Here is a 12,702-nt window from a genome sequence, read left to right on the forward strand (position 1 = left end):
CCTCCGTGATCCCATCCCGACGTCACTTCGCGGCGCTCGCCGCGACCACAACCCTGGTCCTCATCGGCGCCACCGCCGGCCCCGCCCACGCCGAGGTACCCCCGGACGCCCCCGAACAGCTGCGCAACGGCGATTTCAGCGCCGGCACGTCCCCCTGGTTCGGATACGGCACCGGCGACCTCGGGGTCAGCGACGGCCGGCTCTGCACCACCGTCCCCGGCGGCCTGGCGAACCCCTGGGACGCCGGCATCGGCCAGGACGCCGTGCCACTGATCGCGGGCGCCGAGTACGAGCTCTCCTTCGACGTGTCCGCCACCCCGGGGACGGCCCTCACGGCGGTGCTCCAGCTCGGCAGCGCGCCCTACACCACGTACGCCAGCGTCAGCGCCGCCGCGACCGCCACCGCGCAGCACGTCGTCAAGACGTTCACCGCCCCGGCCGACAACCCCGGCGCCCAGCTCATCTTCCAGATCGGCGGCAGCCCGCAGGCGCAGACGGTGTGCCTGGACAACGTCTCGCTGCGCGGCGGTGAGGCGGCCCCGCCGTACGAGCCGGACACCGGGCCGCGGGTGCGGGTCAACCAGGTCGGCTACCTGCCGGGCGGACCCAAGAACGCCACCGTGGTCACCGACGCCACCGACCCGCTCACCTGGCAGCTCAGGTCCGCGGTCGGGGCCGTGGTGGCCAGCGGCGAGACCACCCCGCGCGGCGTGGACGCGGCCTCGCAGCAGAACGTGCAGACCGTCGACCTCTCGGCGTACCGCACCCCGGGCACCGGCTACACGCTGGTCGTCGACGGGGAGGCCAGCCACCCGTTCGACATCTCCGGCACCCTCTACGACCGGCTGCGCGCCGACTCGCTCCAGTTCTTCTACGCCCAGCGCAGCGGCACCGCGATCGACGGTGATCTGATCGGCGCCGGGTACGCCCGCCCGGCCGGTCACCTCGGCGTGGCACCCAACCAGGGCGACACCGACGTGCCCTGCCAGCCCGGCGTCTGCGACTACCGGCTCGACGTGCGCGGCGGCTGGTACGACGCCGGCGACCACGGCAAGTACGTCGTCAACGGCGGCATCGCCACCTACCAGCTCCTCAACGCGTTCGAGCGGAGCAAGACCGCGGAGACCGCCGCCGGGGGCGCGCCGCTCGGCGACGCCACGCTGCGGGTGCCCGAGCGGGGCAACACGGTCCCGGACATCCTCGACGAGGCCCGCTGGGAGCTGGAGTTCCTGCTGCGGATGCAGGTCCCGGCCGGCCGGCCCCTCGCCGGGATGGCCCACCACAAGATCCACGACCGGAACTGGACCGGGCTGCCACTCGCCCCGCAGGACGACCCGCAGCCGCGCGAGCTGCACCCGCCGTCCACCGCGGCCACCCTCAACCTGGCCGCCGTCGCCGCCCAGTGCGCCCGGCTCTTCGCCCCGTACGACGCCGCCTTCGCGGCCCGCTGCCGCACCGCGGCGAAGACCGGGTACGCGGCGGCCAAGGCGCACCCGGCGATCTACGCGTCGGCGGCCGACGGCAACGGCGGCGGCGCGTACGACGACTCGAACGTCACCGACGAGTTCTACTGGGCGGCCGTCGAGCTGTGGCTGACCACCGGGGAGCGGGCGTACCTGACCGACCTCACCGCCTCGCCGCTGCACACCGCCGAGGTCTTCGACGCCGGGGGCGCGTTCGGCTGGCAGAGCGTGGCCGCGCTGGGCCGGCTCGACCTGGCCACCGTGCCGAACGGGCTGCCGGCCGCCGAGCAGGCCCGGGTCCGCGCCTCGGTGACCGCCGCCGCCGACCGCTACCTGGCCACCCTGCGCGGCCAGGCGTACGGGCTGCCGCTGCCCGGCACGGCCGGCGCGTACGTCTGGGGCGGCAACAGCAACATCATCAACAACGCGGTCGTGCTCGGCACCGCCTTCGACCTGACCCGGAACGCGAAGTACCGGGACGGGGCGGTGCAGACGGCCGACTACCTGCTCGGCCGCAACGCGCTGAACGTCTCGTACGTGACCGGGTGGGGTGAGCACGCGGCGCAGAACCAGCACAGCCGGCTCTACGGCCACCAGTTGGACCCGAACCTGCCGCACCCGCCCGCCGGTTCCCTCGCCGGCGGCCCGAACGCCGCCCTCCAGGACCCGTACGCGGCCAACCTGCTGGCCGGCTGCCAGCCGATGTTCTGCTACGTCGACGACATCAACTCGTACTCGACCAACGAGGTGGCGATCAACTGGAACTCGGCGCTGGCCTGGCTGGCGTCCTTCCTCGCCGACCAGGGCGACGCGGCGACGGTGCCGGCCCCGGCCTGCGCCGTCACGTACACCACCCACGGGAGCTGGCCGGACGGCTTCAACACCCAGGTCACCGTCCGCAACACCGGCACCTCGCCGGTGGACGGCTGGAGCCTGCGGTGGGCCTTCACCGGCGATCAGCAGGTGCGGGACTTCTGGTCGGCGAAGCTCACCCAGTCCGGCGCCACGGTGACCGCGAAGAACGAGTCGTGGAACGCGAAGATCGCCCCGGGCGGCACGGTCACCTTCGGCCTGCTCGGTGCCACCTCCGGCGGCCCCAACCCCGCCCCCACCCTGATCACCCTCAACGGGGTGGCCTGCACCGTGTCCTGAGGAACGGTCGTGGTGGCAGCAACTTCGGGCAAGTTGCTGCCACCACCGTGGGCAGACCCAGCACCTTCCCCGAAGTTGTCGCCCGTCAGCCGGCCGGGTCGCGCCGACAGGGTGGGCTGCGCATCGAACAGCATGCGGCAGTGTAGGGAGCACCCTCGACGCGAAGGAAAGTCATGGCATACGTGTTCCTGCTGGCCGCGATCACCGCCGAGGTGATCGGCACCAGCCTGCTCAAGGCGACCGACGGCTTCACCCGGCTCTGGCCCACGGTCGGCCTGGCGGTGGCGTACGTGTCGTCGTTCGGGCTGCTCGCCCTGGCGGTGAAGGAGATCCCGGTCGGCGTCGCGTACGCGATCTGGTCCGGGCTCGGCACCGCCGCGATCATGGCGATCGGCGCGGCCTTCCTGGGCGAGCCGCTCAGCGTCGCCAAGGTGGCCGGCGCCGGCCTGGTGATCGCCGGGGTGGTCGTGCTCAACCTCGGTGGCGCCCACTGAGGCAGCCGGGCGAAACCCGGTGGTCGCCCTCCGGTGCGTAGGCGATGGTGGCGCCCATGGACTCGGGCGAGCCCGCTGACGGTCAGCCGACCTGCCGGCGCATGGCGATCCGGTCGGCCGGGTCCAGCCCCATCGCCGCCTCCACCGCCAGCAGCTCGGCCAGCCCCGGGGTGACCTCACCGCCGGTCAGTTCGCGAAACCCGCAGCGTGCGTAGTACGGCCCGTTCCACGGCACGCTGCGGAACGTGGTCAGCGTCAACGCCGGCAGCCCCCGCACGGCGGCCCACCCGGCCACCTCGTCGAGCAGCCCCCGTCCGATCCCCCGCCGGGCGTACGCGGGATCCACGCTGAGCTGCTGGACGTGCGCGCAGCCGTCCACCAGGTCGACCACCGCGAAGGCGACCGGCCGGTCCCCGGCGTCCACCGCCACCAACACCCGGCCGGCCCGCTGGCAGTCGGCCAGCACGTCCAGCGGCAGCGGTGGCATGTCGGCGACGTCAGCCATGCCGATCTCCCGGAACGGCGCCCCGGAGTCCACCTCGATCCGCTGCACCTCGGTCAACTCGTCGGCCCGGGCGATCCTGCTGCGCTCCACGCTGCCCGACCCAAGCAGAGCGGCACGGGTCCGGGCCACCGCATTTCCGGCGACCGCAGTACCAGTACCCTGCACCGATGGCCATCCCCCTGCCGCCCGGCGACTTCCGCGCGTACCTGTTCGACTGCGACGGCACCATCGCCGACTCGATGCCGCTGCACTACACGGCGTGGTGTTCGGCGCTGGACGAGTGGAGCTGCGAGTTCCCCGAGGAACTCTTCTACGCCTGGGGCGGCCGGCCGATCGCCGACATCATCGCCACGCTCAACGAGCGGCACGGGCTGGCCATGCCGGTCGACACGGTCGCGCGGCGCCAGGAGGAGCTGTACCAGCGGTCGCTGCCCGACCTGACCGCCGTGCCGGAGGTGCTGGCGCACATCGAGGACGCGCACGGACGGGTCCCCTTCGCCGTCGTCTCCGGCAGCACCCGGGAATCCGTCACCGCCTCGCTGCACACGCTGGATCTGCTCGACCGCTTCGACACGCTGGTCTGCGCCGGGGACTACACCCGGGCCAAGCCCGACCCGGAGGCGTTCCTGCTCGCCGCCCAGCGGCTCGGCGTACCCCCGGCGGACTGCCTGGTCTTCGAGGACACCGACCTGGGCATCCAGGCGGCGACGGCGGCGGGCATGGCATCGGTCCGCGTACCGCAGCCGTGGAAGCGGGCCGCGGCGGCGTGACGCCGTCAGCCGCGTACCCCCTTCCGCCGACAGGCGTCCGGTGACGGTGTAGCAGCATGGCCGCATGACCGACCAGCAGATCATCACCATCCGACCGGGCGGGCCGGACGACGCCGCCACCGTGCTGCGGCTGCTCGACACCGCCACCGCCTGGCTGGCGGCGCAGGGCCGGACCGGCCAGTGGGGCACCGAGCCCGCGTCGGCCGATCCGCGCCGGATCGCCCAGGCCGACGCATGGGCGGCCGGCGGTGGCCTGTACCTGGCCATGCTCGGCGACACCGCCGTGGGCGCCCTGGTGGTGGGGGCGGCCACCGACTACGTGCCGCCGGCCACCGGGCCGGAGCTGTACGTCAACCTGCTCGTCGCCGACCGGACGCACGCGGGCCGCGGGATCGGGGCGCGGCTGCTGGCGTACGCGGCGGACCTGGCCCGCGAGCGCGGCCTGGGGCTGCTGCGGGTGGACTGCTACGGCGGCGACGACCGGGCGCTGGTGCGCTTCTACGAGAGCTGCGGCTTCACCGCCACCGACCCGTTCACGGTCGACCGCCCGGGCCGGCAGCCGTGGCCCGGCCAGGTGCTGGAACGCCGGCTCGACTGACGGCCGCCTCAGCCGATCTCCTCGTCGACGAAGCACCAACGCCACGACTCCCCGGGCTGGACCGACCGCATCACCGGGTGCCCGGTGGCCTCGAAGTGCGTCGTGGCGTGCTGGTGCGGGGAGGAGTCGCAGCAGCCGACGTGCCCACAGGTCAGGCAGGACCGCAGGTGCACCCAGTCGGGGTTCCCGACGGCCACGCAGTCCGGGCACTCGGTGATGGTCCGCGGCTGGACGTCGCCGGCCTCGGCCAGGTGCTGGCAGCTCATCAGTCGCTCTCCCGTCGCAGCAACGACTCCTCCAGGTCCAGGTCACGATAGGCGCGGACCAGTACCTCCTGCGGAATCTTTCCGGCGTCGCGGGCGGCCCGGAAGACCTCCCGCTCGGCGTCGATCATCTCCTGCCGCAGCCGGCCGTACGCCTGGGACGGGGTTTCCCGCTCGGTGCCACCGAGCCGTTCCCAGGCCAGATTGGTGCGGCTGCGCACCAGCCCGCGCAGCCGGTCGACGACCGCCGCCGGCGCGCCCTCGGCCAGCTCCTCCAGGCGTTCCCGGGCCGCCCGGCCGGCCTGCTGCTGCACGGCGGCGGCGGAGAGGGCGTCCTGCACCGGGTCGTCGGGCGGCAGCTTGACCTTCCGGGCCACGGCCGGCAGGGTGGCGCCCTGCCCGACCAGGGTCACCACGATCACCGCGAACGCCAGCCAGATGAACAGCGGCCGCGGGTACGCCCGGCCGTCGGCCAGGGTGAGCGGCAGGGCGAGGGCGGCGGCGAGGGTGACCACACCACGCATCCCGGCCCAGCCGATGACGATGGGGAACACCGCCCTCGGCTCGGGTTCCCTGCCCCGGATCCGGGGCGCCAGCAGGGCCAGGTAGGTGGCCGGGAAGAGCCAGACGAAGCGGGCCAGGACGACCGCGAGCAGCACGGCCGCGGTGATCCAGAACAGGAAGCCGAACGGCTCGTCGAGGTTGCGGACAACCTCCCGCAGTTGCAGGCCGACCAGCAGGAACACCAGCCCCTCCAGCAGGAACCGGATCAGTCGCCAGAACGCGTCGACCTGGAGCCGGGAGGCGGCCGACATCAGCAGCGGCATCCGGTGGCCGATACCGAGGCCGGTCACCACCACCGCCACCACCCCGGAGGCGTGGATCTCCTCGGCGGCGAAGACCACCGCGAACGGCACGATCAGCGACAGCGCGTTGTCCAGCACCGGGTCGGTGATCCGCTTGTGCAGGTAACCGAAGACCACCACGCCGAGCAGGCCGACGAGGATGCCCCCGCCGGCGGCGACCAGCACCTCCCGGCCCACGTCGAGGGCCCCGACGTGCCCGGAGGCCGTGGTGGCGGCGACGGTCGCGACCCGGAGCAGCACCAGCGCGGTGGCGTCGTTGACCAGGCTCTCGCCTTCGAGGATGGTCACGATCCGCCGGGGCAGCCCGACCTTGCGGGCCACCGCGGTGGCGGCGACCGCGTCGGGCGGCGCCACCACGGCGCCGAGGGCCAGGCATATCGCGTACGGCAGGCCGGGCAGGAGCAGGTGCACCACGGTGCCCACCACGAAGGCGGTGAAGATCACCAACCCGATCGCGAGCAGCAGGATCGGCCGCAGGTTGAGCCGGAACGCCGGCACCGACGTCTCCAGGGCCGCCACGTAGAGCAACGGCGGCAGGATGCCCACCAGCACCAGGTTCGGGTCGAGCCGCACGTGCGGGAAGCCGGGCAGGAAGGACAGGACGAGACCGAGCACCACCAGCAGGATCGGCGCGAGCACGCCGAGCCGGCGGGCCAGCGCCGCGCCGAACGTCGCGATCGCGAGGAAGACCACGACCTCGATGAGGGGTTCCATGGGATACGAGCGTAGGTGTCGGCGCAGTCGTTCCCCGATCGCCGTTCCCGAGAGGCGACCGCCGGTCCCGGCTACTCGGCGTGGGCGCCGGCACCTGCCGACGGCGCGCCCTCGCCCAGCCAGACGGTCTTGGTGTTGCAGAACTCCCGCATGCCCACGGCGGACAGCTCGCGCCCGTAGCCGGAGTTCTTCACGCCGCCGAACGGCAGGTCGGGATAGGACGTGGTCATGCCGTTGATGAAGACGCTGCCGGCGTCCAGGTCGGCGGCGAAGCGCTCCTGCTCGGCCGGGTCGGTGGTCCAGGCGTTCGAGCCGAGGCCGAACTTGGTGCCGTTGGCGATCTCGATCGCCTCCTCGTACGACGACGCCCGGAAGAGGCCGGCGACGGGGCCGAAGACCTCCTCGGACCACATTCGCATCTCCGGCCGCAGGTCGGTGACCACTGTCGGCGGGTAGAACCACCCGTCCCCGGCGGGCAGTTCCCCACCACAGAGGATCGTCGCGCCGTTGTCCACCGCGTTCTGGACCTGCCCGTACACCTCCGCGCGGCCCCGGTCGGTCGCCAGCGGGCCGACGTCGGTGCCGTCGTCCATCGGGTCGCCGACCGTGAGCGCGGACATCCTCGCGGCGAACCTCTCCGCGAAGGCGTCGAAGACGTCGGAGTGGATGATGAACCGCTTGGCGGCGATGCAGGACTGGCCGTTGTTCTGGCAGCGGGCGGTCGTGGCCACCTCGGCGGCGCGGTCCAGGTCGGCCGAGGGCATCACCACGAACGGGTCGCTACCGCCGAGTTCCAGCACGGTCTTCTTCAGCTCCCGACCGGCGATCTTGGCGATCGAGCGGCCGGCGCCCTCGCTGCCGGTGAGGGTGGCCGCGCGGACCCGGGGGTCGCTGAGGATCCGGTCGACGGCGTCCGAGCCGACCAGCAGCGTCGTGAACGCGCCCTCGGGGAAGCCGGCCCGGCGGAACAGATCCTCCAGGTAGAGGGCGACCTGCGGCACGTTGGAGGCGTGCTTGAGCAGGCCGGCGTTGCCGGCCATCAGGGCCGGTGCGGCGAAGCGCATGACCTGCCAGAGCGGGAAGTTCCAGGGCATCACCGCGAGTACCGGCCCGATCGGCTGGTACCGGACGAAGGCCCGCTTCGCCCCGACCGCTCCCGCATCGGCCGGCTCGTCGGCGAGCATCCGCTCGGCATGCCCGGCGTAGAACCGGCAGGCGGTGGCGCACTTGGTCACCTCGGCCCGGGCCGCTGCGTACGTCTTGCCCATCTCGGTGGTCATCAGCCGGGCGGTCTCGTCCCGCTCGGCCTCCAGCAGGTCGGCCGCGGCGGTGAGCCACTGGGCCCGCTGGGCGATGGTGGTGCCGTGCAACTGCCGGAAGGCCAGGTCGGCCCGTCCGATGGCCGCGTCGACCTGCTCGTCCGACATCGGGTCGTACGTCTTGAGCACCTGTCCGGTGGCGGGATTGGTGGTGGCGATGGGCATGGCGTACTCCTGTCACTCGAACAGTGAGTGCCGCGCACCCGGCTCCTCGCGGCGGCGGGCTGCGCGGCGGCGCTGGATGACGACAAGGTCGACCGCGGCCACGACGGCGAAGACCGCGCAGACGACGCCCAACCAGGCCACGTGGGCCGCGAAGGCGAGCACCGCGAAGAGGGTCATGATGACCAGCCCGAAGAGGGCGAGCGCGAGCCGCAGGTTCAGGGCACTGTACGCGTGGCCGACCGTGCCACGGGCACGGCGAGGCTGTGATCGCGTCATCCTTCCGAGCTACCCCCGCAGGGGCGGCGCTAACCGACTCCCCCCGGCTGCCGGCCACCGACCCCACCGCGGCCGGCCCTTCTCGCCGGGCCGCCCGCAGGGGACAGGCCCCGCCCGGGCGCGGCGGGTGATCCCGGCCACCGAGGCGGTGTCCGGTGGATGTGACGGCCCGGTGGGGTGCGTTACAAGCCGGTGCCGATATCGACGGCGGCGGGAAGGATGAGGGCATGACCATGACGCACGCGGCGCCGGTGACCGTCGCCGTCGCCCGACGCGCCGACCCCGCGCGCACCGACGAGATGGTGGCGTGGATGCGAGCCGGCACGGCGCTGGCCGAGAGCTTCCCCGGCTTCCTGGGCGCCGGGTTCGTACGCAGCGCTCCCGGGTCGCCCGAGTGGCACGTGATGTACCGGTTCGCCGACGACGAGACGCTGCGCCGCTGGGAGGAGTCGCCGCAGCGACGTTGGTGGCTGACCTCGGCGCAGGGCATGGTCGAGCACACCCGGGTCGAGCGTCGCACCGGCATCGAGGGCTGGTTCGACCCGCCGGTGGACCACGTGGTGGAGACCCTGATGGCGGGCGACTCCTCGCCGGCGGTGGCGGCCACCCCGCCCCGGTGGAAGCAGGCGGTGACCATCTGGCTGGCGTTCTTCCCGCTGAGCCTCACCGCGACCCTGCTCAGCGCGAGGTTCATCGCCGACGTGCCGCTGGCGGTCCGGACGCTGCTGATGACGCTCTGCCTGACCCCGCTGATGACCTACCTGGTGCTGCCCCGGATCACCCGGGCGCTGTACTGGTGGCTGCACGGCCAGCCGGTGCCGTGGCGGCGCCCCGCGCGCTGACCTGACCGACGGCTCCCGGCGCGGTGGGTGGCCCGGTCGTCAGGGGCGGCGCTGCCCGGGCAGGCGCCCCGGGTCGCCGCGGTACAGCACCCGGGCCCGGTCGGCGAGGTCCCGGGTGGCCGAGGAGTTGGCCCAGGTGCCAAGGATGATCGCGGCGCCGGGGACCACCTTGGCAAAGATCCGCTTCGCCGCGCGCACGCCGGCCATCCGGGCCAGCCGGACGCCCAACTGCAGCATCACCTTGCCGAGCGGGCGCGCCCCGGCCATCCCGAACAGGGCGACGGCCCGCTCCCGCCCGGCGGCCACACCGAGGGCGAGCCGGGCGCTCTCGGCGACCTTGTGCACCTTCTGCAGCACGAGCAGGTCGGCCGCCCGGTCGGGGTGGACCGGATCGACGCCGTACGCGGCGGCCACGTGCAGCACCAGCCGGGCCTGGGTCCAGGCCAGCACGCCCACGTCGATCACCGCGCCGGGCAGCCCGGCCGCGCCGGAGACGGCGCCGGAGAGCCGGGCCTGGTTGATGAACTTACGGACCGCCTGGTCGGCCAGCGCGTCGGCAGCCAGGTCCGGGCGCTGCGCCCGCTCCCGGGCGGCCCACTGCGCCGCCTCCGGCCCGAGCCGGCGGACCGCCTCCAGGGCCAGGTGCTCCGGGGCGTACTGCGGGTCGTCCCGCATCCGATCCCAGAGCGTCGCCGGTGGTGCCTCAGGGGCGTCCTCTGGCGCCACCGGCGGCGTGGGCAGGAGGGACTCGCCGTCGACAGGTACGGGGTCGGTCACGAGGGGCTCCCGATGGTCGAGCTGCGGGGCGTACTGCGGGTCAGCGACGGAGGGCCGGCCGGCTGGCGAGCTGCTTCAGCAACATGTCGTCCCTCCGGTCCGCGATCCTCCGTCATGTTTACCCGGGACCGGCGATCCCCGGAACCCGGGGATCGCCGTTCCCGCCAACCGTCCATGGTGACCGCCGAGCCCCGCCCGGTCAGCCGAGGACCGCGTTGACGACCTCGGTGGCCCGCCATTCGTGCTGGGCGTAGGCCCACGGGAGGGCGGAGACCTGTACGGCCTGGGCGGCATCGGTGAGCGCCATGTCCTGCCAGCCGGGGATCTCCAGCAGCGCGGAGAGGAACTGCCTCGTGGCGTACGCCGGCTTCATCAGGTCGCCCACCGCGCCCCAGCCGCTGCTCGGCCGTTGCTGGAACAGCCCGACCGAGTCGTGGTCCCAGCCGATGGCCTGGTGCGGGTAGTTCTGCGACTCGGGCAGCACGCCGCTGGCGTAGTTGTAGAGGTTGCTCTCCTGCATCGCGGTGGCCACCGCGATGACCAGGCCGCGGCGCGGCACGCCCATGTCCCGGCCGGTCCGCACGATCGTGGTGGCGTTGTTCATCTGGTCCTGGTCCAGCCCGGCCACCGGGGCGATCCGCGTCGGCTTGGGCTTCGGCTTCGGCTTGGGCTTCGGCTTGGGCTTCGCGGTCGGCGTGGGCTTAGCGGTCGGCGTGGGCTGCGCCGTCGCCGCCGAGGCGACGTCCGGGTCGGCGGTCGGTGTGCTCGGGTCGGTTGCCTGGCGGGCCATGCCGCGGGAGGCGGCGTCGGCGACCGCCCGCTGGGCGATCTCCTGCGCCGCCGCGGGGGTCTCCGAGCGGTCGTTGCCGCCGGCGCCGATCAGGCCGCCGCCGAGCAGGCCGAGGCAGCAGACCGCGCCGGTGGCGACCGCCAGCCGGGTCCGCCCGGGCCGGGCGGCGAGGGGGTTAGCGAGCTTCCCGGAGCGGGTACGGAGGGAGCCGAGGGAGAAGCGCCGGGGGGTGGCCGACTCCAGGGAACCGGTTGACCGAACGGTGAAGCAATCATCGTCCGAACGGTCAATCGATCCGTCGAGGCCGTGTTGGTCGTCGAGGGTGCCGTCGTTACGCATTCGACGAGGCTAAGGGGAGAAATCCCCGCAAAAGCGGATGGCGGCGTGACCCTTGCCACACTTCCCGGCTCCCATTCTGGACGCGCCGCCACAGCCCGGGGCGGCTCGGGTGAGCCTTCGCGAAGCGGTCGAACCTCCGGTCCGTACGGAGCTGCACCCCTCGAGGCAGGAACCTCGCAACGACCCGGACGCTGTTCAATGATCGACAAACTCAGCCTTTCGGCCGAATGCCAACATCGCCCTATCGGCGGATGAACGAGCAAGATCAGGGTTTTCGAGCCACCCAGCGTGCGGCGTGGCCAAATCGTGATCATCCTCCGGCCCGTAACGGAATGGACCACGGCGGCCGGTACGTTGGCCCGGACGGGAAGGTCGTGCCACACGGCCCACCCGTACGCGCGTTCCCAGGGAGGTCTCCACCGGTGCTCGACCCACACGAGCTCTACGAACTCACCGACGATCTGCCCGACCTCGGCCAGCCGGTGCTGATCCAGGCGCTCACCGGCTTCGTCGACGCCGGCAGCGCCACCCGGCTGGCCCGGGAGCAGCTGCTCACCTCCCTCGAGGCGCGGCCGATCGCCCGCTTCGACATCGACCAGCTCTTCGACTACCGCTCCCGCCGGCCGGTGATGACCTTCGTCGAGGACCACTGGGCCGACTACGACGCACCGGCACTGGAGCTGCACCTCCTGCACGACGACGCCGAGACCCCGTTCCTGCTGCTCACCGGCCCGGAGCCGGACCTGCAGTGGGAACGCTTCGTGGCCGCGGTCGCCGGCCTGGCCGGCCGGCTCGGCGTCCGGCTCACCGTCGGGCTCAACTCGATTCCGATGGCGGTGCCGCACACCCGGCCCAGCGGCGTCACCGCGCACGCGACCCGCCGCGAACTGATCGCCGGGCACGAGCCGTGGCTCCAGCGGGTCCAGGTGCCCGGCAGCGTCGGCCACCTGCTGGAGTACCGCCTCGGCGAGCAGGGCCGCGACGCCCTCGGCTTCGCCGCCCACGTGCCGCACTACGTCGCCCAGGCCGAGTACCCGGCCGCCGCCGAGGCGCTGCTCGCCGCGGTGTCCCGCGGCACCGGGCTGCTGCTGCCCTCGGACGGCCTGCGCTCCGCCGCCGAGGTGGTCCGGGTGGAGATCGACCGCCAGGTCGCCCAGACCGAGGAGGCGGCCACCCTGGTCCAGGCCCTGGAAGAGCAGTACGACGCGTTCGCCCGGGGGCGCGGCGAGAAGAACCTGCTCGCGGCCGAGACCGGCCCGCTGCCCACCGCCGACGAACTCGGTGCCGAGCTGGAACGCTTCCTCGCCGAGCAGACCCGTCCGGGCGACGCCCCGGAGCGCTGAGCATCCGCGCGACAGCCCGCACCGCC

Annotated in this window: 13 protein-coding genes; 6 read left to right on the plus strand and 7 right to left on the minus strand. The window is 73.2% G+C overall.

Translation table 11 applies throughout. The annotated features are described in order from the left end of the window. Positions 1 to 5: 5 nt before the first annotated feature. The gene (locus tag ACNAVT_RS17630) at positions 6 to 2,615 is read left to right on the plus strand and encodes a glycoside hydrolase family 9 protein (RefSeq protein ID WP_416297765.1); all 2,610 of its coding nucleotides are present in this window, start codon (positions 6 to 8) and stop codon (positions 2,613 to 2,615) included. A gap of 173 nt (positions 2,616 to 2,788) precedes the next feature. Next, on the plus strand, positions 2,789 to 3,109 hold the full coding sequence (locus tag ACNAVT_RS17635; protein WP_416297555.1) for a DMT family transporter: 321 nt from the start codon (positions 2,789 to 2,791) through the stop codon (positions 3,107 to 3,109). An 82-nt stretch (positions 3,110 to 3,191) separates the two neighbouring features. On the opposite strand, the gene ACNAVT_RS17640 is transcribed toward ACNAVT_RS17635, so the two are convergent. After that, positions 3,192 to 3,704, minus strand: coding sequence for a GNAT family N-acetyltransferase (locus ACNAVT_RS17640; RefSeq protein ID WP_416297556.1), 513 nt, complete (start codon positions 3,702 to 3,704; stop codon positions 3,192 to 3,194). 77 nt (positions 3,705 to 3,781) lie between these two features. Here ACNAVT_RS17640 and ACNAVT_RS17645 point away from each other — a divergent pair, with 77 nt between their 5' ends. Together ACNAVT_RS17645 and ACNAVT_RS17650 are read left to right on the plus strand one after the other, a co-directional pair. Continuing rightward, the gene (locus ACNAVT_RS17645; RefSeq protein ID WP_416297558.1) at positions 3,782 to 4,384 is read left to right on the plus strand and encodes an HAD family hydrolase; all 603 of its coding nucleotides are present in this window, start codon (positions 3,782 to 3,784) and stop codon (positions 4,382 to 4,384) included. A 64-nt stretch (positions 4,385 to 4,448) separates the two neighbouring features. Beyond that, positions 4,449 to 4,982, plus strand: a complete 534-nt coding sequence (locus ACNAVT_RS17650; RefSeq protein ID WP_416297560.1) for a GNAT family N-acetyltransferase — start codon at positions 4,449 to 4,451, stop codon at positions 4,980 to 4,982. A gap of 8 nt (positions 4,983 to 4,990) precedes the next feature. On the opposite strand, the gene ACNAVT_RS17655 is transcribed toward ACNAVT_RS17650, so the two are convergent. The 4 genes from ACNAVT_RS17655 to ACNAVT_RS17670 all read right to left on the minus strand — a co-directional run bounded on the left by ACNAVT_RS17655 (position 4,991) and on the right by ACNAVT_RS17670 (position 8,585). Then, on the minus strand, positions 4,991 to 5,248 hold the full coding sequence (locus ACNAVT_RS17655; protein ID WP_416297562.1) for a UBP-type zinc finger domain-containing protein: 258 nt from the start codon (positions 5,246 to 5,248) through the stop codon (positions 4,991 to 4,993). After that, complete coding sequence (locus ACNAVT_RS17660) at positions 5,248 to 6,825, minus strand: Na+/H+ antiporter (protein ID WP_416297563.1); 1,578 nt, start codon at positions 6,823 to 6,825, stop codon at positions 5,248 to 5,250. Before ACNAVT_RS17660 ends, ACNAVT_RS17655 begins: the two co-directional genes overlap by 1 nt. 71 nt (positions 6,826 to 6,896) lie before the next feature. Further along, positions 6,897 to 8,309 (minus strand): NADP-dependent succinic semialdehyde dehydrogenase, encoded by a 1,413-nt coding sequence (locus ACNAVT_RS17665; protein WP_416297564.1) that lies wholly within the window; start codon positions 8,307 to 8,309, stop codon positions 6,897 to 6,899. Between the two features lie 12 nt (positions 8,310 to 8,321). After that, positions 8,322 to 8,585 carry a DUF6343 family protein gene (locus tag ACNAVT_RS17670; RefSeq protein ID WP_416297566.1) on the minus strand — a complete coding sequence of 88 codons (264 nt, stop codon included), beginning with the start codon at positions 8,583 to 8,585 and terminating at the stop codon, positions 8,322 to 8,324. A gap of 227 nt (positions 8,586 to 8,812) precedes the next feature. Here ACNAVT_RS17670 and ACNAVT_RS17675 point away from each other — a divergent pair, with 227 nt between their 5' ends. Beyond that, positions 8,813 to 9,427, plus strand: coding sequence for an antibiotic biosynthesis monooxygenase (locus tag ACNAVT_RS17675; protein ID WP_416297568.1), 615 nt, complete (start codon positions 8,813 to 8,815; stop codon positions 9,425 to 9,427). Between the two features lie 39 nt (positions 9,428 to 9,466). Here ACNAVT_RS17675 and ACNAVT_RS17680 read toward each other — a convergent pair whose 3' ends face one another. Next, on the minus strand, positions 9,467 to 10,204 hold the full coding sequence (locus tag ACNAVT_RS17680; RefSeq protein ID WP_416297569.1) for an EcsC family protein: 738 nt from the start codon (positions 10,202 to 10,204) through the stop codon (positions 9,467 to 9,469). Between the two features lie 199 nt (positions 10,205 to 10,403). Beyond that, entirely contained in the window at positions 10,404 to 11,333 is a 930-nt protein-coding gene (locus ACNAVT_RS17685) for a peptidase M23 (protein WP_416297571.1), read from the minus strand. Between the two features lie 422 nt (positions 11,334 to 11,755). On the opposite strand from ACNAVT_RS17685, the gene ACNAVT_RS17690 reads away from it, so the two are divergent. Further along, positions 11,756 to 12,676, plus strand: coding sequence for a proteasome assembly chaperone family protein (locus tag ACNAVT_RS17690; RefSeq protein ID WP_416297573.1), 921 nt, complete (start codon positions 11,756 to 11,758; stop codon positions 12,674 to 12,676). The last annotated feature ends 26 nt before the right edge of the window (positions 12,677 to 12,702 follow it).

It is taken from the genome of Micromonospora sp. SL4-19, assembly GCF_047921475.1.
Taxonomy (GTDB): Bacteria; Actinomycetota; Actinomycetes; order Mycobacteriales; family Micromonosporaceae; genus Micromonospora.